Here is a 21796-nt window from a genome sequence, read left to right on the forward strand (position 1 = left end):
TATGAAAATCGCTGTCCTTAGCCATGTCCGCCAGCCGATCGCGCAGCCGTTTGCGGGGGGCATGGAGTCGCAGTGCTGGCATCTGGCAGCAGGTCTCCAGGAGCGCGGTCACGACGTCGTGCTGTTCGCCTCGGGTGACAGCGATCCGCGTTTCACCATCGATGCCGTGATTCCTGAGCATTACGAACGGACCTTTCCGGGCGCGGAACACCGCGGCCACGCCCCTTTGATCGCGCACCTCGACGACGCCTACCAAGCCGCCTGCGACCGGATCGCCGCCGGGGGCTTCGACGTGGTCCACAATAACAGCCTGCATCGCTTTCCGCTCGAACCGGCGCGAACCGCCGCCGTCCCGACTGTCACCTCGTTGCATGTGCCGCCCTATGATGCGCTGCGCTGGTTCGTGCACGCGAGCGCGGTACCCACTCACCGCCTCACCGCGACGTCCGCGCACCAGCTTGCCGCCTGGTGGCCGGAGGGAGCACCACGCGAAGCGTCCGTGCTGCACAACGGAATCGATCCCGACGCATGGCCGTTCGTCGCGCAAGGGAATGGCACCGCCGTCTGGTGCGGACGGATGACGCCGGACAAGGCGCCGCATTTGGCGGCGCAGGCGGCCCGGATGGCGGGCATCCCAATCACTCTGTTCGGTCCGATCGAGGACCATGAATATTGGGACGCCGACGTCGCCCCGCTGCTGGATGACGACATCCGGTATGGCGGTCATCTCGGCGCGACCGCGCTCGCGACGGAGATGGGGCGCGCTTCGGTATTCGTTTTCACGCCCTGCTGGGACGAGCCTTTCGGTCTGGTTGCGATCGAGGCGATGGCGTGCGGCCTTCCGGTCGCGGCATTCGATAGAGGCGCCTTGCGGGAGATCGTCGGCGAGACCGGGTGTTTCGCACCGCCCGGCGATGTGCCCGCCCTTGCCCGAGCTATCGTTGCCGCCTTCCGACTTCCCCGCGTGCCTCAGCGCGATCGCGTCGAGGCCGCGTTTACGCAGGGTCGATGGCTGGGTCGCTGCGAGAGCCTCTACCGTGACGTCGTCGGCGACACAGCGGGACGACGTCATGATAGCTGACGATCCGCTGGCGCCACAGCACGCTGCTCTGGGTGACGTGTATCGAGCGCATGTCGGGCTTGGCGCCTGTTACGCGCTGGTCGATTTCCCTGATCATGCGAACGTCGGCGACAGTGCGATCTGGCTGGGTGAACTCAAATTGCTCCGGCAGATAACGGGGCGTGATCCTTGCTATGTTTCGACCTGGCACGATTTCGACCTCGATGCCTTCCGAGCGGCGTGCCCCAACGGCATCCTGTTCCTTCACGGCGGTGGAAACCTCGGCGACATCTGGCGGCATCACCAACGGTTCCGCGAGGACATCCTGTCGACGGTCCGCGACCGCCAGGTCGTCCAGTTGCCCCAATCGATCCATTTTCGCGTATCCGCAGAGGCCGATCGCTTCGCCGCGCGCGTCGCCAGCCATCCGGACTTCGTCCTGTACGTCCGCGACGGTCGCAGTCTGGATTTCGCCCGGCGGCATTTGGCATGTCCGTCGTACCTCGCACCGGACTCCGCGTATGCGCTCGGCAAGCAATGTCGCGCGGCGGCGCAATGCGATCTGCTCCTCCTGATGCGCACCGACGACGAACGGCAAGGCTACGCGATACCGTCGACCACACAGGCGACCGTCGTCGACTGGCTCGAGGACGATGCTGACCTGCCCGTCGGCATCGATGCTCCCGCGCGCGAGGCTCAGGCGATAGCGCGGGTCGAACGCGGACTGAGGCTGCTCGCCCGAGGCCGGGTGGTCGTGACGGACCGACTACACGGTCACATACTCGCTGATCTGTTGGGTATCCCCCACGTCACGCTCGACAATGATTACGGCAAGATCGCTGCCTATCTGGACGCCTGGCCGGATCGAACGACGACGATGACTAAGGCCACGACGATGGAACAGGCCTTAGCGCTTGCCGAACGGCTTGTCGGCGCACGGTGACTGCCGCCATCGACGTCTCTCTCCTCATTTGCACGCGCAATCGTGCCGGTTCTCTGGCGGCGACGCTGGACTCGGTCACGCGGGCGGCGGCGCACGCTGGCGCCGTGGCCTTGGAGGTCGTGCTCGTCGACAACGGCTCGGTCGACGATACCCCGCAGCAGCTGGCGGCGTGGCAAGCGATACAGGCGTTCCCTGTTCATCGGGTCCGAGAGCCGCGTCCGGGCCTTGCCCGAGCTCGCAACACCGGACTTGCCCTGTGCACGGGCCGCATCGTCTCACTGACGGATGACGATTGCGTCCTGCACGCCGGCTATTTCCCGGCGCTGCTCGCGGCGTTCGCAGGGGTCGGCGGATCGGCGATCATCGGTGGCCGCATTCTTTTGGGCGATCCGGCCGATCTCCCCGTCACCATCAAACTCGAAGATCACCCCATGGTGGCGCCCTCCAGCGGGTTTCCGGGCGGCTTCGTCATGGGAGCGAACCTGGCGTTCACCGCCGATGTCCTGTCGTTGACGGGAGGCTTCGATGAGCGGTTCGGCGCGGGAGCACCATTCGTCGCCGCCGAGGATACGGATTTCCTGTTTCGCGCGGCAGGGTTGGGCGTTCCGGTGCTCTACGACCCGCTGATCGTCGTCGACCACCATCACGGGCGACGTCATACGGACGACGAGACACGGCTGCTGGCGGGCTACAGCTTCGGCGACGGCGCCCTTTATGCAAAGTATTTCTTCTCGGACCGACGCGCGCTCTACGCCATCGCCGCCGATATCCTTGCCGTTCGCTTCGACATCACGCGTCCTGTGACGGCGCACGCGGGCATAACGCGGTTCTACTGGTTTCGCCTCCGCCACAAAGCCAGGGGCTTTGCCTATTTCTGGTGGCTCGCCCTGCGATCGTGCCTGCCGCAACGTGCTGTGCCCGCACCGGATTACATAAGAGGGTAGCGCGTCCGATGCTTGGTTGTCCGGCCCCGCGCACCATATTCCGGCGATGGGCGGACGTGTGAAGCGAATGGCGGGGCTGAAGCAGCCATGGTACGAGCGCACGCGATCGACGAGACCGACCGATGCGGCCTTTGCACGCGAACACTCGGTCGAAAAGTGGAATGGCATCACCGCATTCCGAAAAGCCGCGGCGGTACCGAAGTTCTGCCGGTTCATCCGATCTGCCACCGCATCATTCACGCCAGCGTCTCCAACCATGATCTCGCCACGACGTTCGCAGACCTCGACGCCTTGAAAGCACGACCGGATATCAGCCGCTTCCTACGCTGGATCGCGGATAAGCCTCCCGATTTCCATGCCCCCACCCGTCGCCCTGATTCACGATAGAGATACCGGTTCTGGTATTGGCGCGATGCAAACGCCGTAGTCAGGCTCTGCGTGCACGCATGATCTACGGGGTAGCAAAATCGCGTCTGACGGCGTCGAGCGATAGCGGTGCGGCTGGCACGACGAACCGCAATGCGGATATCGGCGCAGGGTCGATCGTGTCGAGTTGAAATCCGAAGAAAGACAGCGGTGCGCCCTTGGCCAACATGCCCGTCACGCCGATCAACGGACTGGCATCCCCGAAGATGGCGTGCATCGTCCCGAACGATGTGTCGAACTGCCGGCGCATCGCCGCAGCAAGCGGCGCCAATGCGGGATCGTCGCTGACGACCAGAAACGGTGCGTCGTCTGCCTCGCTTCTGCCTTCGGAGACCAAGCCGTAGGCAAGTCCCTTTCGCCCTCGTATGCCGACTTCGCCGCGTGCAACGAGACGGACACCCTTTTCGCCCTTGCGAGGCGAGCGGCGCACCTTTGGAGCCGCTTGCTCGATCATCGCGACGGCAATGTCTTCCTGACGCATGACCATGGGTCCGGCGGCGCGCGTCTCCACGTGATAATCCTGCCCCGCATGGGTGAGGAAATACGCGGTGTCGTCGCCGAACGTCATTCGAAGATCGCCATCGGAGGCGATTTCGATCGTCATCATCGTCGTTTCGTCAGGACCGACATAATGCGCCGTCATGTCGGCAAGCGCAGGGTTCGCCCATGCAAACGCGACCACTGCTAGACATGCAAACCCAAGCTTCATGGCCTGTCCGTGTTTGGATATGCCCGGCACGAGATACCGCGATCCATAGATCGGCGGCGGCATGGCCCAGCTTATCGTTCCTAGTTTCCATCGACGCGTTTGCAGACGAACCGCTGCGGCAGCGCTCAACGCTCAACGCTCGTTGGAGTGGCGATCTTCGGCGGGCGTGAAATACCGTGCGATATCCACATCGGTGATCGCATGACCGCTGGCCTCCTTGACGAGTGCCGCGATGTCGCCGTCGGTCCGACCGGCGTCGCGCAACTGCTCGATCTCGTCGCTCACCATGTTGATGAAGGCCGGAACTGGGAACCGCTCCTCACCCAGACCTAGCGCGTCACGAAGATGCTTCTGGGCGCTCAACGCCTCGGGGAGCGTGAACGCGATGTCGTCGGCCATGTCGGTGTCCTTCACTGAAATCTGCGACGGTCGGGGGGGCTGCCCCCCGACCGTCGCGATGCTTATGCCGTTACCGCTTCGGCCTTGGCGTTGACGCTCGTCGTCGCCATCGCCGTCAACTTGTCGTCGGTGGCATATTCCTCGTCGAGCGTTTCCTTCAGGATCGCCGCGATCTCGGAACGACCAAGCTGCTTGGCCCATGCGATCAGCGTGCCGTAGCGCGCAATCTCGTAATGCTCGACCGCCTGCGCCGACGCGATGAGTGCCGCATCGAGAACGGCCTTATCCTCGATCTCCCCTGCGACCTCATTGGCCTCCTTGATGATGCCGTCGATCGCGGGGCACGTGACGGCCTTGGCCTTCTCACCCAGCAGTTCGAAGATGCGCTCCAGGCGCACGACCTGGCCCTCGGTTTCGCGCAGATGCATCTCGAACCCCTGCTTCAACGCAGGCGCCGTCGCCTTCGCTGCCATCTTGGGCAACGCCTTGGTGATCTGGTTCTCCGCATAATACACGTCCTGCAACTGGTGCAGGAACAGGTCGTCGAACGTCACGATGTCTTTGGAAAACAAGCCCATGATAGTGTCCTCGCTCAGCAGGTAGCCGCGAAGCAAACTGCTCCGGTGCCGTCGGAACGCGCCGACTTCGGGGTAAGTTTCGTCGTGAAGGCGGACAACAGGCAGGCATATCCGGATCCGGGGTCGTTGCCGGCACGGTTATTCTGCGCCCCATCGCATGTTGGCGTCGGACCCGTCTTGTGTGAGTAAGGCCAAGTGAGCATCGGTCTGATCAAGATACTCGTCCTGCTGGCGTGCAGTATGTTCTACTGGCATCTGGTATGCAGGGTGACCGGGACGCAGGAGCCTTGGGATGCGGACACGTACTGGCGTGTCTGGTATCCGGTGTCCTTGGGTTTAGCCGCGTTTGCAGGGCTGTTCTTCCAGAGGCGCGGATGGATGGCGGGAGCGATACTGACGTTCGCTCAGTTGCCGGTCATGTGGTTGAATACTGGGGCGGGCAATATCTGGGTGACCGGTATCGTGATGTCGTGCGTACTGGCTCTGCCGGTTGCGGCGATCTCTGCAATGGCCGGCTGGCTCGCGGTTCGTCGACGGTCCGCGTGAGCGATCGGCCTCGGCTACCGCGGGAGGGTGACCGAACTCTCCAGTCGCACCTCGAATTTCCGACGCGGTGACAAGATAACGATCTTGTCACCCAATGATGACGGGATAAAACGATCCAACATCGTGATGCAGCGCGGCGAGCAATCGAGGCATTAACATAAACTAAGGTATAATAATCAACGATTTGGGAACATAAGGAAATGGCTGGCGCTTGGAGTGATGATCATTCCGGGAGCTACGACCATGACCGATACCACACGTCGCACATTCGTGACCGGGGCAGCAATTACGGCGGGCGCCATTGCCGGAACTGCCGCCAACGCCAAGCCGCAAAGTGGTGGCGCCACGCCGGCGACGACGCCCGTAGCGGCGGCTTATCCCAAGCCCCCCTACCCCGTGCAGCGCCAGCCGTGGCCGGGTCTGGCGTCCAAGATGATGCCGAGGCCGGATCATGGCGAGACGAGCTACAAGGGTTCGGGCAAGCTCACCGGCAAGAAGGCCCTGATAACCGGTGGCGACAGCGGCATCGGCCGCGCCGCCGCCATCGCTTATGCGCGCGAGGGTGCGGATGTGGCGATCAACTACTTGCCCGCCGAAGAGCCCGACGCGCGCGAGGTCGTTGCGCTGATCCGGGCAGAGGGACGCAAGGCGGTCGCCATTCCCGGCGACCTGCGGGACGAACGGTTCTGCCGCCGCCTGGTGCAGCAGGCGAGCGAGCAGCTCGGCGGACTCGATATCCTGGTCAACAACGCCGCCCGTCAGCAGACGCGTCCCGGCATCGCCGATATCACGAGCCAGGATTTCGACGATACGATGAAGACCAACGTTTACGCGCCCTTCTGGCTGACAAAGGCGGCGCTCGAACGCATGGGTCGGGGTGCGGTCATCGTCAACACGTCCTCCGAGCAGGCGGGCAATCCTTCACCCGATATCGTCGACTATGCCCTCACGCGTGCCGCCGTCCTGAACTTCACCAAGAGCATGGCCAAGCAGGTCGCGAGCCGCGGCATCCGCGTGAACGCGGTGGCACCGGGCCCGTTCTGGACGCCGTTGCAGGTCAGCGGCGGGGCGACGCCAGAAAAGTTGCGGAGCTTCGGCGGGGACTCGCCGATGGCGCGTGCTGGCCAGCCGGCCGAGATCGCAGCGCTCTACGTCGCTGCGGCCGATCCGGCGTTGAGCTATTCGACGGGCCAGATCTTCGGCTCGACCGGCGGCAACGGTCAGCCCGCCTGACGAAGCGTGCCGCAACCTGTTCGGGTTGCGGCACCGATCGACACGATGTTTACGGATGTACTCAGGCCGATTTGACGGCTCAGCTTTCGACGACGTCCGGCATCAGGATATAGCCGTTGCCACGTACCGTGCGGATGATCTCCGTCGAATCGAACGCCTGCAGCTTGCGCCGGAGACGGCTGATGTTGACGTCGATCGTACGCCCCCGCGACATGCTCTCCGCCCTGCCAGACCGCGCGATCATATCGTCGCGTGTGTGTACGACCTGTGGTTGCGACACGAACACGCTGAGGAGCTGAAACTCGCCGTCGGTGAGGCGGACCGCGGTGCCGTCGGGCGTGTAGAGTGTTCGCATTCGCGAGTTCAGCGTCCACCCGGCAAACGTGTATGCTTCGGTGCGGGCCGACGGTGGCGCGGTGGCCGCAGCCGGTTCGGGCGATCCCGACGGGGCGGGTGCCGCAGCACCACGCCGCCGCAACACCGAGCGTATCCGTGCGAGAATTTCCCGCGGGCTGGACGGCTTCGTCACGTAATCGTCGGCTCCGAGTTCGAGGGCGACCACGCGGTCTACCTCGCCAGCAAGCGCCGAGAACATGATGACCGCCGGCGCCTCGCCGCTTTGCGTAAGCGTCCGGAGTACCGAAAGGCCATCCTCGCCCGGCATCATCATATCGAGCACGACCAGATCGCACGGGTGACGGACCAACCACGAGCGAAGCGCCGCGCCACTCTCCACCGCCTCGGCGCGCAGGCCGTGATCGACCAGAAACTCTGTCAGCAATTCGCGCAGGCCCGGATCATCGTCGACGATGACGATCCGCGCACTGCCGACATGGTCGTCGACGTCGCTCGGGGCGGATTGGCGTGGGATGAAGCCGATATGGTGCGCGATCATGCCCGATTCTCTGCATCTCGTGTTTGTCCGGGATATTTCCGGTGTAACGCTGACGACATCGGAACGGCGCGGTTTGCGACAATCTGTTAGGCGTCGACGACGTAATGCGACCGGAGTATCACGCCATCGACCTGCAAGGCGGGGGTCGTGTGGTGAATCGAGCGGTCACGGTAGCGTGTCCCGCGGCATACGGGCGTCGCCGATCACTCGGCAACGCGAAAGGCGCATCGTTTCGCCGAAAGACGGTCAGTCCTGCGCAGGGACGCGAGCGTCGCCTTCGCCCTCCACGCCTGCACTGCCGATCGACCGGTCGATCATCCCCGAGCGGCTCATCCACCAGAACAGCACGATACCGGGCAGGGCAAGCGCCGTCGTGAGAAGATAGAAGTCGACATACCCCATGGCGTCGATGAGTCCGCCGGCGGTGGTGCCCGTGACGATCCGGCCGAGGACGCTCGCCGCAGCCGAGATCAGCGCGAACTGCGCGGCAGTGAAGCGCAGGTCGCAGAGCGCGGAGAAATACGCGATCACGACGACGCCACCGAAGCCGCTCGCCGCATTCTCGAAGCCGATCGCCGCGGCCATGCCGAGGTTCGAATGCCCCGCCGCGGCCAGCGCGGCGAACGACAGGTTCGATACGCCCATCAGGACGAGCGACAGCAGCACCGACCGCTTCATCCCCATCCGCGCATACAGGATACCGCCGATGAAGATGCCGACGAGATACGCGAAGAAGCCGACCCCGACGTCGTAGAACGCGATCTCGTCGCCGGTGAAGCCGAGATCGTCGAACAGCAACCGCAACGTGAGGTTGGCCAAGGTGTCGCCAACCTTGAAGATCAGGATGAAGGCCAAGACGACGAACGCGCCTTCGCGGGAGAAGAACTGCACGAACGGCACCCAGATGGCGCGAAATCCCTCGCCCAGCCCACGCCGTTCGATCGGCGGGCGGCGACGTTCGGGCTCGCCGAGTATCAATCCGGCCAGCACCGCCGGCAGCGTGAAGACCGTGCAAGCTAGATACGCCGCGCTCCACCCCGCGCGTTCGGCGACGACCAGGGCAAGCGCTCCCGCGCCGGCGGACCCGATCCGCCAGCCATATTGGCTCATGCCCGATCCGACGCCCAACTGGCGCGGTTCGAGAATCTCGATCCGGAACGCGTCGATCACGATGTCGAAGGTGGCACCCGCCGCGCCGACCAGGATCGCCGCGGTTGCGGTACTGGCGATGCTCGCCGAAGGATCGACCAGCGCCAGGTTGACGACCGCTGCGACGACCAGCGCCGCGGTCACGATCAGCCAGGAGACACGCTGCCCCAATCGACCGACGATCGGCAACCGAATGCCATCGACGATCCAGGCCCACAGGAACTTCAGATTATAGACGAGGAAGGCGAGACTGAACGCCGTCACCGTCTTCTTGTCGATTCCGCTCGCCGCGAGCCGGGTGGTCAGCGTCGCACCGATCATCGCGTAGGGAAAGCCCGACGACATGCCGAGAGCGAGCGCCGCTAACGGTGCCTTTTCCGCATACGGCCGAAACCCGTCGCTCCAGCGTCTGCTCGCGGTTTCGTTCATACGCTACACTCCCTACTCGATCGAGCGGGACCCTAACGCGAAAACCGCGCGATGCCAGCGCCGGCTAGCGCGCCACCTCAGGCCAGCGTCTCGAATAGCCTGAACCCGGGTGGGAGACGCTTGGGGACAGTGCCGCCAATCCTCGCGTCGATGACTGCGATCGCGCCGATCAGATCGCGCGGTGCATATGGCTTCGACAGGCACCCGGCTGCGAGCGTCGTGGCCTCGTCCGGGAAATTGCCGGTCACGAACATCACCGGCACACCCCGCGCTTGCGCCGCGCGCGCCACGTCGAGACCGGAGCCGTCAGCTAGATGGACATCGACCAGAACCAGATCGATGTCCGTATTGCCGTCTTCGCCAATGCTGTTGGCGATGATCGCCAGGGCGTCCGCCACCCGGTCGACCGTCGCGACGACCGTGTATGCGGCGTCGGTCAGAAAATGCTCGTTGTCGAACGCGATTAGCGGCTCGTCCTCGACCAGCAGGAGGCGCACGATGTTTCGTTTCTTCTTTCCGAACAACATGATCGCTAAGACCCCACCGCGCGCCGAACGGTCGTTACGCTTGTGTGTCTTAACGCGCCGCAGCACGAACGGTCGCAAATATTTCGCGCTGGCGAGCGATCCATAGTATCAGCCGCGCCATGACGACTTCAAAAGACGATAACCCGACTGCCAGCCCGTCGAACGACGCGCTTGCAACCCCAAACACAACCCCCGACACGACCAGCGCCCCCCCCCCAGCCGCACCGGTCAAGGGCGACCGTATCGCCAAGCTGCTCGCGCGCGCCGGCATCGCCTCGCGCCGCGATATCGAACGGATGATCGCCGAGGGGCGCGTCGCGCTGAACGGCTCGACGCTGGATACGCCCGCCACGATCCTGCGCAATCTCAACGGGGTGACGGTCGATGGCGACCCGGTCGAGGCGCCGAGCTCGGCGCGGCTGTTCCTGTATCACAAGCCGACAGGACTGCTCGTGACCGAGCGCGATCCCGCCGGACGCACGACGATCTACGACCGCTTGCCGCGCGAACTGCCGCGACTGGTGCCGGTCGGCCGCCTCGATCTCAACACCGAGGGGCTGTTGCTGATGACCACCGACGGCGGGCTCAAGCGCCAGCTCGAACTGCCCGCGACCGGTGTCGAGCGTGCCTATCGCGCGCGCGCCTATGGCAACATCACGCAGCTACAGCTCGAGGAACTGATCGAGGGGATCGAGATCGAGGGCGTCCGCTACGGCTCGATCAACGCGAATATCGAGCGCCGCACCGGCGCGAACGTGTGGATCGAAATGATCCTTACCGAGGGCAAGAACCGCGAAGTCCGTCGCGTGCTGGAGCATCTCGGGTTGCAGGTCTCGCGGCTGATCCGGACGCGCTACGGCCCGTTCGTCCTCGGCGATCTCGCGCCGGGGCAGATCGGTGAAGTCCTTCAGCATGACGTCGTGGCGTTCCAGAAGGAACTGGCGAAGGGCAAGCCCGAGGGTCCGGGTGCGCGCGCCAATATCGGTATCAGCGCCAGTGCCGGCGCGGGTGCCGGGATCGGCGCGCGGTCGAGCCAGCGTGGCAGCAACGCCCCCCGGCCTGCGCCGACGGCTCGACCCGCCCCTGGTGCCCGTCCGAGTTCGGGTGCGCGGCCTGCTGCCGGTGGAGTGCGTACGCCCGTTCGCAGTCCGTATGCGGCACCTGCAAGCTCGGGCTTTTCAAGCGGCGTAGCACCAACCGATCGGCCATCGCGACCGGCGCGTCCCGAGCGGATTCGGCCGACCGCGGCGATGCAGCGCGGCGACGTCAACGATCCCTGGGCACGGCCGGATGCGCGCAATGCCGCGCGGCCGACCGGAACGCATCATGCCCGGCCGACAAGTGGCGACACGACCAAGCCCTATGTGCGGCAGGAGCGCGCAGACCGCGGCGAAGAGCTGAGCACCAACCCCAAGATCAAGCATTTCCGCGCCGCCAAGCCGCCGCGGGAGCGTGCTGCGCCGTCTCGTGTCGGTGCGGGCGGCACCTCGGCTCCGCGTCAGGAACAGCCGCGGGGATTTCGTCCGCAGGCCGACGATTCGCGGGCACGCGGGGCGCTCGACAAGCGGGCCGCGCGCAGTGCCGCCGGACGTCCCGGTGCGGAGCCGCGACCCGTCCGGTCGGACGGTCCCACACGGCCTGATCGGGGCGCACGACCGACCCCACCCGGCAAGGGTCCATCGGGAGGGCGCGGTCATCCGCCCCGTGCACCGCGTGGAGGGAAGCGCTGATGCGGATCATCGCAGGCCAATGGCGCGGACGCACGATCGTCGCGCCCAAGGGTGACGCCACGCGTCCGACCGCGGACCGGATGCGCGAGACGTTGTTCTCGATGCTGACGAGCCGGGTCGGAAGCTTCGAGGGGTTGGCGGTCGCCGATCTGTTCGCCGGCTCGGGCGCGTTGGGTATCGAGGCGCTGTCGCGCGGTGCGGCAACATGCCTGTTCGTCGAGCAGGACAAGCTGGCGGTGGACGTGCTCAAGGCGAACCTCGCCAAGCTCGGCGTGCGCGGCGACGTGCGCGCGACGTCGGTGATGGCGCTCGGGCCGGCGCCTGCCCCGCTCGACGTTATCCTCATGGACCCGCCGTATAATACCGGCGCGGGGATGGTGGCGCTCGACAAGCTGGCGCGGCTCGGGTGGACGAGCCCGGCGACGTGGATCAGCCTGGAGACGGCGAAGGCGGAGGTCGTCGAACTCGCCGGCTTCGAGATCGATGCGACGCGCGTGCACGGGAAGGCCAGGTTGACGCTGTTACGGCCAGCGTGAGTGTTGTCCCGCAACGGCGGGAGCACATGTTATTTCGAGGGGGTGCGGCCGAGTATCAGCAGCCCGCATAGGCTCAGCACCCCCGCCGCCATCAGATACCCGCCGACCAGCCACAACCCGTGCGGCGCCAGCGCCTCCGCCACGATCGGCGCGAGCGCTCCGCCCAGCACCCCGCCCAGGTTGAACGTCATCGACACGCCCGTGTAGCGCACGCCCGCCGGAAACAGGCTCGGCAGCCATCCACCCAGCGGGCCATAGGCGAACCCCATCACGAACAGTGCGCCCGACAACCACAGCCACACGGTGAACAGCGATCCCGACCCCAGCATCGGCCCCATCAGCGCGCCGACGCCGATGCACCCGGCAAACCCGATCGCCAGCATCCGCGCCGCGGAATGCCGGTCCGCGAGCACGCTCGCCACAATCACGCCCCCTGCGAGAAACCAGATCGCGACCAGTTCGACCGCCAAGAACGCCTCACGCGAATAGCCGAGCGTCTTGGTCCCGTAGCCAAGCGCGAACGCCGTCGCGAGGTAGAACAGCGCGAAACACGCGATGACGCCGAATGTACCCGCCAACGTCGGCCGCAGATGCTGCGTAAGAAGCGTTGCGATCGGCACCTTGGGAAGCGCTTCGGTCGCCTCGGCCTCGAGGAAGGCGGGCGTCTCGGTCAGCTTCAGCCGCACCCACAGACCGAGCCCGACGAGGATCGCGCTCAACAAGAACGGGATCCGCCAGCCCCACGCGAGGAACTGCGCCTCGTCGAGGGCGAGCCCGATGATCAGGAACAGCCCGTTCGCCGCAAGGAAACCGACCGGCGCACCCAGCGGCGGGAACATGCCCCAGGTGTTCTTGCGGTGCGGTGGCGCATTCTCGACCGCGAGCAACGCCGCACCACCCCATTCTCCCCCGAGCCCCAGCCCCTGCCCCAGCCGCATCAGGCACAACAGCGCCGGGGCGATCCAACCGACTTGCGCGTAGGTCGGCAGGAACGCGATCCCGACGGTCGATCCGCCCATCAGCAACAGCGATGCGACCAGGGTCGACTTGCGCCCGATCCGATCGCCGAAATGCCCGAACACAATCGCACCGACCGGCCGCGCGACGAACGCAAGGCCGAACGTGGCATAGCTCAGCAGCAACTGTGCGGACGCCGATTGCCCTGAAAAGAACAGCGGCCCGAACACCAGCGCCGCGGCAGTCGCGTAGATGTAGAAATCGTAGAACTCGACCGCGGTGCCGACCAGGCTGGCGGCAAGAATGCGGCGGTGGGAGGCGAGCGTCGTCATGGACACGACATCGCCGCACCGACGATTGGGGTCAACCATCTGCCGCGCGGCTCATACGGGGAGAACGATCCGCGCGATCAGCCCCGGTCCGTTGTCCGCGAGTTCGAAATGCCCGTCATGGAGCCGCGCGACCGCTTCGATCAGAGCCATGCCGAGGCCGGCGCCGGGGGTGGAGCGAGCGCTGTCTAGGCGGCCGAAACGTTTCAACGCCTGCGCGCGGTCGGCGGCGGCGATGCCGGGGCCGCGATCCTCGACCTGGATCGCGACGCCGTCGCTACGGTGGACGATCCGTAGCGTCACTTCGCCACCGCCGGCGCCGTGGCGCAGCGCGTTGTCGATCAGATTGGTGATCGCCTGGCTGATGAGTTCGCGGTGCAGTTTCATGGGCGGCGGGCGGTCGTCGATCGCGATCGTGAAGACGAGGCCGGCGTCCTCCGCGACGGGTGCATAGAGTTCGCCGATCTCCTCGAGCAGGTTCGCCGGTGACACTTCGATAAAGCGATCGCGCGACACCGAACCCGAGCGGCTGATCTCGATAACCATCGTCAGCATCCGCATGACGAGATCCGTCTCGACCAGCAGGCCCCCGAGCGCGGCCTCGCGCGCATCGGGATCGGCGATCAGCACCGCCTGCTCGGTCTTCGTGCGAAGGCGGGCGAGCGGCGAGCGGAGGTCATGCGCCAGACTGTCGGTGACGATCCGCAATTCGGCCATCACGCCTTCGAGCTTGCCAAGCATGACGTTGAGCCGTGCGGCAAGGCGGTCGAACGCATCGCCGCCACCGGCGACCATGTCCACGCGGCGCGAGAGATCGCCCTCGCCCGCCGCCTCGATCGCCTTGGCGATACCGTCCAGGCGGCGTCCGACATAGCGGGTAAGGACGAGCCCCCCGAACACGCCGAGTGCAAGCGACAGGAAGACAGCGACGGCGAGCGCGCGTTCGATCGCGCGTTCCTCCGCGGCGATCAGGTCGAGGTTGCGGCCGGTGAGCAGCCAGTAATCGCCGAGCGGGTGAAGCGCATACCCGGTCTCTCGCGCGGACCAGAGTTCGTCCGAGCCGAGCCGCGCGATCCGGAACTGCGTGACACGGAGCGGTACGGCGAGGCGGGCGGGCGAGATGCCCACGACCGCTCGGCCGTTCGGATCGATGACGGCCAGCACCAGCGAAACGTCGCCGGGAACGACCGCGCTATCGATCGCCTGCCGCACCGCGGCAAGTCCACCGCTGCGCCATACCGCACGCAACGCCTCGGACTGTTCGGTGGTCTCGCGGCGGATCGCGTCGATCGCGTCGGCGCTGGTGGTCTTCCAGACGAAGCCGACCAGCGCGAGGTTGGACACAAGCGCGAGCGCAATCGAGAGCAGCGCGATCCGCGCCGTTACCGAAAGGCGCATCGCCATCCCGGATCAGCCTTCGACGGCGAGCCGGTATCCCGCGCCGCGCACCGTGTGCAGGATCGGCGTCGGAAAGCCATCCTCGAGCTTGCGGCGGAGGCGACCGATATGGACGTCGACGACGTTCGAGCCCGGGTCGAAATGATAGTTCCAGATCTTCTCGAGCATCATGGTGCGCGTCACGACCTGCCCTGCATGGCGGGCGAGGAATTCCAGCAAGTTGAATTCGCGCGCACCGAGCGGGATCGAGCGGCCGGCACGCGACACGGAGCGCGCGAGCAGATCGATCTCGAGATCGCCGACGGAAAGCTTGGTTTTTTGCGGCTCGGTCGCGGCGCGGTCGGACCGGCGCACGAGCGCTTCGATCCGCGCGGAAAGTTCGGCGAAGGAGAACGGCTTGCAGAGATAGTCGTCGGCGCCAGCCTTAAGCCCATCGACGCGGTCGTCGACGGCGGCGAGCGCGGACAGGATCAGGACCGGGGTGGCGATGCCGGCTGCCCGAATGGCGCTGACCATCGACAGCCCGTCGAGGCCGGGCAACATGCGATCGGCGATAATGAGGTCGAAGATGCCTTCGCTGGCGAGGAACAGGCCGTCGCGGCCGTCTGCACAGGCTTCAACTGCATGACCGGCTTCCGCCAGGCCCTTGGCAAGATAGGCGGATGTCGAGGCGTCGTCCTCGACGATCAGGATCTTGCGGCTCAACGCGGTCTCACCTTCCCTGCCACCGAAATCGGTCACTATCTCCGAACCTTATAAACGGAAAGGCCGGCGGAAAGAACCCTTCCCACCGGCCCCCACGGTACCCCCGGGAGTGACGGGCACCGATCTCTGGAAACTCGCGCGACCGTTGCTGATCACGGATTGCTTCTAGGATCGGACAGGGGTCAGGGCGATGACCGAGCAGTGACAATTTCGTCATGTTGATGTTGTTCGGATGTTCACAGCAGCGGAGACGGACGAGGTTGCCCCCGATGCTGGAGCATTCGCTAGGGCAGTCCAAAAATCCCACCATCCCCTCCGGTCATCCCGGCGAACGCCGGGACCCATGGTTGCGCGGGAGGTAATGGTTAAGCGCAATCGTTTGGTCCACCGTATCCGTAGGTCCCGGCTTTCGCCGGGATGACGGAAGAGGGGGCGAAGGCAGATACCCGAACCGCACCCCAACCTTCGCAAGAGAACAGGTTACTCGCCGTCGAGGATCGCTGCGATTGCAGCGCCGACATGCGCAATGTCGGCCATGCCGTCCACGCGGTGGACCAAGCCCCGTGCGTCATAGATCGGCAGGATCGGCGCGGTCTTCGCCCGGTATTCAGCCATGCGGTTGTGCACGGTTTCAGCGTTGTCATCGGGACGCCGCTTGAATTCGGTCGAGCCGCACACGTCGCAAACCCCAGCCACGACCGGCTTCTTGTAGCGATCATGATAACCGGTGCCGCACTTGGCACAGGTGTAGCGGCCGACGACGCGGTCGATCAGCGCGGCTTCGTCGACGCCCAACTCGATCACGCAATCCAGCGTACGCCCACGCGCGGCGAGCAACCCGTCAAGCGCTTCCGCCTGTGCGGCCGTACGCGGATAGCCGTCGAAGATGACGCCGTTCGCGGTATCCGGCTGGTCGAGACGCTCGCCGATAATGCCCGATACGATCTCGTCCGAAACTAGACCGCCCGATGCCATCACCGACTTTGCCTGAAGGCCGACCGGCGTTCCGGCGGCCACCGCTGCGCGCAGCATGTCGCCGGTAGAAAGCTGCACCATGCCGCGGTCTGCTACCAGCGTCGCGGCCTGGGTGCCCTTGCCCGCGCCAGGCGGTCCAAGAAGGATGATATTCACGAAACGCACTCCCCTCGTTCGTGCAGGATTTAATCCGGGTTAACCCCGCAGCTTACCGAAGTCGATTGCCCTTGAGCTTCGCCTTCTTGATCAAGTCGCCATACTGGTGAGCCAGCAAGTGCGACTGGATCTGCGTAACCGTGTCCATCGTCACATTAACGACGATCAACAGGCTGGTGCCACCGAGGTAGAACGGAATCTGCAACGCGGTCACCAGATATTCGGGCAACAGGCAGATGATCGTCAGATATGCAGCGCCGATGACGGTGATGCGTGTCAGCACGTAATCGAAGTAATTCTCGGTGTTCTTTCCCGGGCGGATGCCGGGAATGAACCCGCCATTGCGCTTCAGATTGTCGGCGGTCTCCTCGGGGTTGAAGACGACCGCGGTGTAGAAGAACGAGAAGAAGATGATGCCGGCGCCGTACAGCAGCATGTACACAGGGCTGCCGTGCTGCAGATACTGGTTGAGCGTGATGATGAAATCACCCCACTTCGACTCTCCCGCGACGCGCTGTCCTGCGAACTGCGAGATCGTCAGCGGCATCAGCAGCAGCGAAGAGGCGAAGATCGGCGGGATCACGCCGGCGGTGTTGATCTTCAAAGGCAGATGGCTGCGATCGGCCTGCATGCCGCGCTGAGTCTGGCGCTTGGGATACTGGATCAGGATGCGGCGCTGGGCGCGCTCCATGAAGCAGATGAAGAGGATCAGCACGACCACCGCGACGACGATGCCGATCAGCTTGATCGGATCGAGCGAGCCCGAGCGGCCGCCTTCGAGCAGGTTGACCAGCGTGACGGGCAGATGCGCGACGATGCCGGCCATGATGATCAGCGAGACGCCGTTGCCGATGCCACGGCTGGTGATCTGCTCGCCAAGCCACATCAGGAACATCGTACCGCCGATCAACGAGATGACCGCGGCGACGCGGAACGTCATGCCCGGCTCGATGACCGCCTGAATGCCCTGTGCGGCGCCAAGAGTCTCAAGGCCGACGGCGATGAAATAGCCCTGCACCGCGGTCAGGCCGACGGTGCCGTAGCGCGTATACTGGTTGAGGCGCTTGCGGCCCGATTCGCCGTCCTTCTTGATGGCGGCGAGCGTCGGCGACAGCGAGGTCGCGAGCTGCACCACGATCGAGGCGGTGATGTAGGGCATCACGCCGAGCGCAATCAGCGACATGCGGCTGAGCGAGCCACCCGAGAAGGTGTTGAAGAAATCGAGCACGCCGCCCTGCGTCTGCTGCGAGAGCAGGCCGAGCGCGGTTGGGTCGACACCCGGCAGCGGGACATAGCTGAGCAGGCGGAAAATGATCAGCGCACCGATCGTGAACCACAACCGCTTCTTGAGGTCGGTCGCCTTCGCGAATTTCGAAAGGCTGATGCTTTGCGCCATCTGGTCGGCTGCGGATGCCATGCGTGTGATCGTCCTGGAAACAAAGAAGGCGGGATGCGTTGTGACCGCCCCCGCCGCTCATATAGGCGCACGGGCGCGCTTGTCTAATGGCTAGGTGCGCTAAGTACCCACTCCGTTCGTCCTGAGTAGACACTGAGCTTGTCGAAGCGGCGTATCGAAGGACCCGCTCGATTGAGGCAAATCCTTCGATACGGGTCATCGGCTTCGCTCAGCTCCTACTCAGGACGAACGGGAGTGAGGGTCGCGACAGAGCCATATTCCGTTCGTCCTGAGCGAAGTCGAAGGACATTGCCCCAAGTGACGTACCCTTCGACTTCGCTCAGGGCGAACGGAGGAAGAGGAGTCCCGGAAAGCGCACGGATCGGAAATGAGCGGCGGGAAGACGCTAGGTCAGTCAAATAGAAAGGGGGCCAGCGCTTTTCGCACCCGCCCCCTTTTAGATCGGCTTAGGCCTTGAACGATGCCTTGTGCGCCGCACGCTCCTTATACTTCACGCCCTTCTTGGCGGCAGCCTTCTCGGCCGCGGGGACGAAGTGGATCACCTCGACCTTGCCGCCGATCTTCTCGACCGCTTCGATCGCGCCCTTGGACGCGCCGTCGACGGTGAACGAGAGGACCGTGGTCAGCTCGCCCTTGGCGAGGAGGCGGACGCCGTCCTTGCCGCCGCGTGCCAGGCCAGCGGCCTTCAGCGCGTCGTGGTCGAGCGTGGCGTTCGCCTCGATCTTGCCGGCGTCGACCGCGAGCTGGATCGCGCCGAGGTTGACCTCAGCGAAATCCTTGCGGAAAATGTTGTTGAAGCCGCGCTTAGGCAGACGCATGTGAAGCGGCATCTGGCCGCCTTCGAAGCCGGCGATGGACACGCCCTCGCGGCTCTTCTGGCCCTTCTGGCCGCGGCCTGCGGTCTTGCCCTTGCCCGAGCCGATGCCGCGTCCGACGCGCATCTTGGACTTACGGGCACCTTCGTTATCGCGGAGTTCGTTGAGCTTCATGGTAATGCACTCGCTTTCGCTTGTTACGCGCTGGTTTCAAATCGCCGGGTTCGAATCCGGAAATGAGGAAGGGGGCCGTTAGCCCCCTTCCCGGTATTTGTCACTAGGTAGCGTGAAGGCTCAGCCTTCGACGGACACCATGTGCTGCACCTTGCGGATCATGCCGCGGACCTCTGGGCTGTCTTCCAGCTCGCGGGTCTTGTGCATCTTGTTGAGACCGAGACCGATCAGCGTTGCGCGCTGATCCTTCTCGCGGCGGATCGGCGAACCGGTCTGCGTGATCTTGATGGTTGCCATGATCGCTTACTCCGTGATCGCAGCTGCATCGGCCTCGGCGGTCTTCGAACCACCATGGCCGAGCAGGTCGGCGATCTTCTTGCCGCGACGCTGTGCGACGGCCTTGGGCGAGGTCTGTTCGCCAAGGGCCTCGAACGTGGCGCGGATCATGTTGTAGGGGTTCGACGTGCCGACCGACTTGGTCACAACGTCGGCAACGCCCAGCGATTCGAAGACCGCGCGCATCGGGCCACCGGCGATGATGCCCGTACCCTGAGGCGCCGACCGCAGCGTGACCTTGCCGGCACCGAAGTGACCGTTGCCGTCATGATGCAGCGTGCGACCGTCCTTCAACGGAACGCGAACCATCTTCTTCTTGGCAGCAGCCGTCGCCTTCGAGATGGCTTCCGGCACTTCGCGTGCCTTGCCATGACCGAAGCCTGCACGGCCCTTGCCGTCGCCGACCACGACCAGCGCTGCGAAGCCGAAGCGCTTACCGCCCTTGACCGTCTTCGAGACGCGGTTGATGTGCACCAGCTTCTCGATCAGCTCTTCGCCGCCATCGTCCGCACCCGGACGACCGCCACGATTGTCGCGACCGCGACCACCGTCGCGACCACCGCGGTTGCCGCCTGGGCCACCGCTGCGGTTGCCACCGGGGCCACCACGACCACCACCGCCGCCACCGGGACCGCCGCGACCGCGACCGCCAACGGAGTTGCCGCCACCCTGATAGCCAGTCGGCGCCGGGGTGAGGTTTGCATCCTGTGCCGTCATCTCAACAGGGATGACTGCTGGCGTGTTGTTTTCGTCAGCCATGTCTTAGAACTCCAATCCGGCTTCGCGCGCGGCATCGGCAAGAGCCTTCACGCGACCGTGGTAGAGGAAGCCGCCGCGATCGAACACGACCTGGGTCACGCCCGCTGCCTTGGCAGCCTCGGCGACGCGCTTGCCGACCGAGGTCGCCGCGTCGATGTTGGCGCCGGACGTGCCACGCACGTCCTTCTCCAGCGTAGAGGCCGATGCGACCGTCGTGCCGGCGGCATCGTCGATCACCTGGGCATAGATGTGCTTGCCCGAGCGATGCACCGACAACCGCGGACGGGTGCCTGCACGTGCGCGGAGCGCGGTACGGTTGCGGCGACGCCGCTTGGCGAAAAGAGAAAGTCCCTTGGTCATTACTTCTTCTTCCCTTCCTTGCGGAAGATGAACTCGCCGTCGTACTTGATACCCTTGCCCTTGTAAGGCTCAGGCTTGCGCCACTGACGAATTTCCGCGGCCAGCTGACCGACCATCTGCTTGTCCGAACCCGAGATCTCGATCGTCGTGTTGTCGGGGGTCTTGACTTCGATCCCCTCCGGCACGTCGACGTTGACGTCGTGGCTGTAGCCAAGCTGCAGCTTGAGGTTGCGACCCTGGGCGGTGGCACGATAGCCGACGCCGGTGATCAGCAGCTTCTTGGTGAAGCCCTCCGACACGCCGGTGACCAGGTTCTGCACCATGGTACGCTGCATGCCCCAGAACGCGCGAGCGCGCTTGGTGTCGTTGGCCGGCTGCACCGAGATGCCGCCGTCTTCGATCGTGTAGCTGATCTCGTCGCGAAGCGGCATCTTGAGGGTACCCTTGGGGCCCTTCATCGTCAGCTGCTTGTTCTCGATGGTCGGCGTGATGCCCGCCGGTACGGTGACCGGCTTCTTACCAATGCGGCTCATCAGAACACCTCCGCGAGGACTTCGCCGCCGACGTTCTGCTCGCGTGCTTCGGAATCCGACAGCACGCCGCGGGGCGTCGAGACGATGGTGATGCCGAGGCCGTTACGGACGCGCGGGAGTTCCTGCGAGCCGGAATAGACGCGACGGCCGGGCTTCGAGACGCGCGCGACATGCTTGATCGCAGGCTGGCCCTCGAAATACTTCAGCTCGATGCGAAGGCCGGCCGCGGGGCCCATCTGCTCTTCGCTATAGCCACGGATATAGCCTTCGCGCTGCAGAACGTCGAGCACGCGGACGCGCAGCTTCGACGCCGGCGTGAGGACGGAGTCCTTCTTCGCGCGCTGGCCATTACGGATACGGGTGAGCAAATCACCCAGGGGATCGGTCACTGCCATGATTTAGTCCTTACCAGCTCGACTTCGTGACGCCGGGGATGAGGCCCTTGTTGGCCAGATCGCGCAGCTGAATACGGCAGAGCCGGAACTTGCGGTAATAGGCGCGCGGGCGACCGGTCAGCTCGCACCGGTTACGGATGCGGGTCGGGTTCGCGTTGCGCGGCAGTGCCGCCATCTTGAGGCGAGCGATCAGACGCTCACCGTCGTCGAGCGTCTTGTCCGCTGCGATCGCCTTCAGTGCCGCGTACTTCGGGGCATACTGCTTGACCATGCGCTTGCGACGCTCGTTCTTGTTGACTGAACTCAGTTTCGCCATCGACTTAAGTTCTTTCTTTCTTCTGCCCCCTCGCCCCTCCGGGGAGAGGGTCGGGGTGAGGGGCAGC

At 64.8% G+C, this 21796-nt stretch carries 26 protein-coding genes; 8 read left to right on the top strand and 18 right to left on the bottom strand.

Annotated elements, in window-relative coordinates:
* Window position 1: 1 nt before the first annotated feature.
* From U1707_RS03555 to U1707_RS03570, 4 genes are all read left to right on the top strand, one after another.
* Window positions 2-1081, top strand: coding sequence for a glycosyltransferase (locus U1707_RS03555; protein WP_332798726.1), 1080 nt, complete (start codon window positions 2-4; stop codon window positions 1079-1081).
* Window positions 1071-2003: a polysaccharide pyruvyl transferase family protein gene (locus U1707_RS03560; RefSeq protein WP_332798727.1), complete on the top strand. Its 933-nt coding sequence runs from the start codon at window positions 1071-1073 to the stop codon at window positions 2001-2003. The genes U1707_RS03555 and U1707_RS03560 overlap by 11 nt, the downstream gene beginning before the upstream one ends.
* Complete coding sequence (locus U1707_RS03565) at window positions 2000-2947, top strand: glycosyltransferase family 2 protein (protein WP_332798728.1); 948 nt, start codon at window positions 2000-2002, stop codon at window positions 2945-2947. Before U1707_RS03560 ends, U1707_RS03565 begins: the two co-directional genes overlap by 4 nt.
* 87 nt (window positions 2948-3034) lie before the next feature.
* Window positions 3035-3334 (top strand): HNH endonuclease, encoded by a 300-nt coding sequence (locus tag U1707_RS03570; RefSeq protein ID WP_332799051.1) that lies wholly within the window; start codon window positions 3035-3037, stop codon window positions 3332-3334.
* Between the two features lie 64 nt (window positions 3335-3398).
* Here U1707_RS03570 and U1707_RS03575 read toward each other — a convergent pair whose 3' ends face one another.
* The 3 genes from U1707_RS03575 to U1707_RS03585 form a co-directional block, all read right to left on the bottom strand.
* Complete coding sequence (locus U1707_RS03575; RefSeq protein WP_332798729.1) at window positions 3399-4082, bottom strand: hypothetical protein; 684 nt, start codon at window positions 4080-4082, stop codon at window positions 3399-3401.
* A 132-nt stretch (window positions 4083-4214) separates the two neighbouring features.
* Window positions 4215-4481, bottom strand: a complete 267-nt coding sequence (locus U1707_RS03580) for a hypothetical protein (protein ID WP_332798730.1) — start codon at window positions 4479-4481, stop codon at window positions 4215-4217.
* A gap of 62 nt (window positions 4482-4543) precedes the next feature.
* The gene (locus tag U1707_RS03585) at window positions 4544-5059 is read right to left on the bottom strand and encodes a YciE/YciF ferroxidase family protein (protein WP_332798731.1); all 516 of its coding nucleotides are present in this window, start codon (window positions 5057-5059) and stop codon (window positions 4544-4546) included.
* A 195-nt stretch (window positions 5060-5254) separates the two neighbouring features.
* On the opposite strand from U1707_RS03585, the gene U1707_RS03590 reads away from it, so the two are divergent.
* Together U1707_RS03590 and U1707_RS03595 are read left to right on the top strand one after the other, a co-directional pair.
* Entirely contained in the window at window positions 5255-5605 is a 351-nt protein-coding gene (locus U1707_RS03590; protein ID WP_332798732.1) for a hypothetical protein, read from the top strand.
* Window positions 5606-5848: 243 nt separating this feature from the next.
* Window positions 5849-6838, top strand: coding sequence for an SDR family oxidoreductase (locus U1707_RS03595; protein WP_332798733.1), 990 nt, complete (start codon window positions 5849-5851; stop codon window positions 6836-6838).
* 79 nt (window positions 6839-6917) lie between these two features.
* Here U1707_RS03595 and U1707_RS03600 read toward each other — a convergent pair whose 3' ends face one another.
* The 3 genes from U1707_RS03600 to U1707_RS03610 all read right to left on the bottom strand — a co-directional run bounded on the left by U1707_RS03600 (window position 6918) and on the right by U1707_RS03610 (window position 9838).
* Window positions 6918-7733: a response regulator gene (locus U1707_RS03600; RefSeq protein ID WP_332798734.1), complete on the bottom strand. Its 816-nt coding sequence runs from the start codon at window positions 7731-7733 to the stop codon at window positions 6918-6920.
* Between the two features lie 246 nt (window positions 7734-7979).
* Entirely contained in the window at window positions 7980-9311 is a 1332-nt protein-coding gene (locus U1707_RS03605; RefSeq protein WP_332798735.1) for an AmpG family muropeptide MFS transporter, read from the bottom strand.
* 77 nt (window positions 9312-9388) lie between these two features.
* On the bottom strand, window positions 9389-9838 hold the full coding sequence (locus tag U1707_RS03610; RefSeq protein WP_332798736.1) for a response regulator: 450 nt from the start codon (window positions 9836-9838) through the stop codon (window positions 9389-9391).
* Window positions 9839-9957: 119 nt separating this feature from the next.
* On the opposite strand from U1707_RS03610, the gene U1707_RS03615 reads away from it, so the two are divergent.
* Complete coding sequence (locus tag U1707_RS03615) at window positions 9958-11568, top strand: pseudouridine synthase (RefSeq protein WP_332798737.1); 1611 nt, start codon at window positions 9958-9960, stop codon at window positions 11566-11568.
* Window positions 11568-12104: a 16S rRNA (guanine(966)-N(2))-methyltransferase RsmD gene (gene rsmD / locus U1707_RS03620; protein WP_332798738.1), complete on the top strand. Its 537-nt coding sequence runs from the start codon at window positions 11568-11570 to the stop codon at window positions 12102-12104. The genes U1707_RS03615 and rsmD overlap by 1 nt, the downstream gene beginning before the upstream one ends.
* A gap of 29 nt (window positions 12105-12133) precedes the next feature.
* Here rsmD and U1707_RS03625 read toward each other — a convergent pair whose 3' ends face one another.
* The 12 genes from U1707_RS03625 to rpsN all read right to left on the bottom strand — a co-directional run bounded on the left by U1707_RS03625 (window position 12134) and on the right by rpsN (window position 21729).
* Complete coding sequence (locus U1707_RS03625) at window positions 12134-13393, bottom strand: MFS transporter (protein ID WP_332798739.1); 1260 nt, start codon at window positions 13391-13393, stop codon at window positions 12134-12136.
* A 51-nt stretch (window positions 13394-13444) separates the two neighbouring features.
* Complete coding sequence (locus U1707_RS03630) at window positions 13445-14794, bottom strand: sensor histidine kinase (protein WP_332798740.1); 1350 nt, start codon at window positions 14792-14794, stop codon at window positions 13445-13447.
* Window positions 14795-14800: 6 nt separating this feature from the next.
* Entirely contained in the window at window positions 14801-15493 is a 693-nt protein-coding gene (locus tag U1707_RS03635) for a winged helix-turn-helix domain-containing protein (protein ID WP_131586709.1), read from the bottom strand.
* Between the two features lie 480 nt (window positions 15494-15973).
* Entirely contained in the window at window positions 15974-16624 is a 651-nt protein-coding gene (locus U1707_RS03640; RefSeq protein WP_332798741.1) for an adenylate kinase, read from the bottom strand.
* 52 nt (window positions 16625-16676) lie between these two features.
* On the bottom strand, window positions 16677-18041 hold the full coding sequence (secY, locus tag U1707_RS03645; protein WP_332798742.1) for a preprotein translocase subunit SecY: 1365 nt from the start codon (window positions 18039-18041) through the stop codon (window positions 16677-16679).
* Between the two features lie 446 nt (window positions 18042-18487).
* The gene (gene rplO, locus U1707_RS03650; protein WP_056047631.1) at window positions 18488-19030 is read right to left on the bottom strand and encodes a 50S ribosomal protein L15; all 543 of its coding nucleotides are present in this window, start codon (window positions 19028-19030) and stop codon (window positions 18488-18490) included.
* A 120-nt stretch (window positions 19031-19150) separates the two neighbouring features.
* Window positions 19151-19327: a 50S ribosomal protein L30 gene (gene rpmD, locus U1707_RS03655; RefSeq protein WP_055872633.1), complete on the bottom strand. Its 177-nt coding sequence runs from the start codon at window positions 19325-19327 to the stop codon at window positions 19151-19153.
* Between the two features lie 6 nt (window positions 19328-19333).
* Window positions 19334-20125 (bottom strand): 30S ribosomal protein S5, encoded by a 792-nt coding sequence (gene rpsE / locus U1707_RS03660; protein ID WP_332798743.1) that lies wholly within the window; start codon window positions 20123-20125, stop codon window positions 19334-19336.
* Window positions 20126-20128: 3 nt separating this feature from the next.
* Window positions 20129-20485, bottom strand: a complete 357-nt coding sequence (rplR, locus tag U1707_RS03665; RefSeq protein ID WP_031393749.1) for a 50S ribosomal protein L18 — start codon at window positions 20483-20485, stop codon at window positions 20129-20131.
* Window positions 20485-21018 carry a 50S ribosomal protein L6 gene (gene rplF / locus U1707_RS03670; protein ID WP_332798744.1) on the bottom strand — a complete coding sequence of 178 codons (534 nt, stop codon included), beginning with the start codon at window positions 21016-21018 and terminating at the stop codon, window positions 20485-20487. The genes rplR and rplF overlap by 1 nt, the downstream gene beginning before the upstream one ends.
* Window positions 21018-21413, bottom strand: a complete 396-nt coding sequence (gene rpsH / locus U1707_RS03675) for a 30S ribosomal protein S8 (RefSeq protein ID WP_031393751.1) — start codon at window positions 21411-21413, stop codon at window positions 21018-21020. The genes rplF and rpsH overlap by 1 nt, the downstream gene beginning before the upstream one ends.
* Window positions 21414-21423: 10 nt before the next feature.
* Entirely contained in the window at window positions 21424-21729 is a 306-nt protein-coding gene (rpsN, locus tag U1707_RS03680; protein WP_056015537.1) for a 30S ribosomal protein S14, read from the bottom strand.
* Between the last annotated feature and the right edge of the window lie 67 nt (window positions 21730-21796).

The sequence above is a fragment of the Sphingomonas sandaracina genome, assembly GCF_036663695.1.
In the GTDB taxonomy this organism is placed as follows: domain Bacteria; phylum Pseudomonadota; class Alphaproteobacteria; order Sphingomonadales; family Sphingomonadaceae; genus Sphingomonas.

What these genes read in the sequence shown, in the direction of transcription:
- rplR (WP_031393749.1), bottom strand. Translation starts at nt 20,485, where the DNA reads ATGACCAAGGGACTTTCTCTTTTCGCCAAGCGGCGTCGCCGCAACCGT.
- secY (WP_332798742.1), bottom strand. Translation starts at nt 18,041, where the DNA reads ATGGCATCCGCAGCCGACCAGATGGCGCAAAGCATCAGCCTTTCGAAA.
- U1707_RS03605 (WP_332798735.1), bottom strand. Translation starts at nt 9,311, where the DNA reads ATGAACGAAACCGCGAGCAGACGCTGGAGCGACGGGTTTCGGCCGTAT.
- rsmD (WP_332798738.1), top strand. Translation starts at nt 11,568, where the DNA reads ATGCGGATCATCGCAGGCCAATGGCGCGGACGCACGATCGTCGCGCCC.
- U1707_RS03595 (WP_332798733.1), top strand. Translation starts at nt 5,849, where the DNA reads ATGACCGATACCACACGTCGCACATTCGTGACCGGGGCAGCAATTACG.
- U1707_RS03585 (WP_332798731.1), bottom strand. Translation starts at nt 5,059, where the DNA reads ATGGGCTTGTTTTCCAAAGACATCGTGACGTTCGACGACCTGTTCCTG.
- U1707_RS03625 (WP_332798739.1), bottom strand. Translation starts at nt 13,393, where the DNA reads ATGACGACGCTCGCCTCCCACCGCCGCATTCTTGCCGCCAGCCTGGTC.
- rplO (WP_056047631.1), bottom strand. Translation starts at nt 19,030, where the DNA reads ATGAAGCTCAACGAACTCCGCGATAACGAAGGTGCCCGTAAGTCCAAG.
- U1707_RS03570 (WP_332799051.1), top strand. Translation starts at nt 3,035, where the DNA reads ATGGTACGAGCGCACGCGATCGACGAGACCGACCGATGCGGCCTTTGC.
- U1707_RS03575 (WP_332798729.1), bottom strand. Translation starts at nt 4,082, where the DNA reads ATGAAGCTTGGGTTTGCATGTCTAGCAGTGGTCGCGTTTGCATGGGCG.
- U1707_RS03600 (WP_332798734.1), bottom strand. Translation starts at nt 7,733, where the DNA reads ATGATCGCGCACCATATCGGCTTCATCCCACGCCAATCCGCCCCGAGC.
- rplF (WP_332798744.1), bottom strand. Translation starts at nt 21,018, where the DNA reads ATGAGCCGCATTGGTAAGAAGCCGGTCACCGTACCGGCGGGCATCACG.
- U1707_RS03580 (WP_332798730.1), bottom strand. Translation starts at nt 4,481, where the DNA reads ATGGCCGACGACATCGCGTTCACGCTCCCCGAGGCGTTGAGCGCCCAG.
- U1707_RS03615 (WP_332798737.1), top strand. Translation starts at nt 9,958, where the DNA reads ATGACGACTTCAAAAGACGATAACCCGACTGCCAGCCCGTCGAACGAC.
- rpsH (WP_031393751.1), bottom strand. Translation starts at nt 21,413, where the DNA reads ATGGCAGTGACCGATCCCCTGGGTGATTTGCTCACCCGTATCCGTAAT.
- rpmD (WP_055872633.1), bottom strand. Translation starts at nt 19,327, where the DNA reads ATGGCAACCATCAAGATCACGCAGACCGGTTCGCCGATCCGCCGCGAG.
- U1707_RS03560 (WP_332798727.1), top strand. Translation starts at nt 1,071, where the DNA reads ATGATAGCTGACGATCCGCTGGCGCCACAGCACGCTGCTCTGGGTGAC.
- U1707_RS03555 (WP_332798726.1), top strand. Translation starts at nt 2, where the DNA reads ATGAAAATCGCTGTCCTTAGCCATGTCCGCCAGCCGATCGCGCAGCCG.
- U1707_RS03610 (WP_332798736.1), bottom strand. Translation starts at nt 9,838, where the DNA reads ATGTTGTTCGGAAAGAAGAAACGAAACATCGTGCGCCTCCTGCTGGTC.
- rpsN (WP_056015537.1), bottom strand. Translation starts at nt 21,729, where the DNA reads ATGGCGAAACTGAGTTCAGTCAACAAGAACGAGCGTCGCAAGCGCATG.
- rpsE (WP_332798743.1), bottom strand. Translation starts at nt 20,125, where the DNA reads ATGGCTGACGAAAACAACACGCCAGCAGTCATCCCTGTTGAGATGACG.
- U1707_RS03630 (WP_332798740.1), bottom strand. Translation starts at nt 14,794, where the DNA reads ATGGCGATGCGCCTTTCGGTAACGGCGCGGATCGCGCTGCTCTCGATT.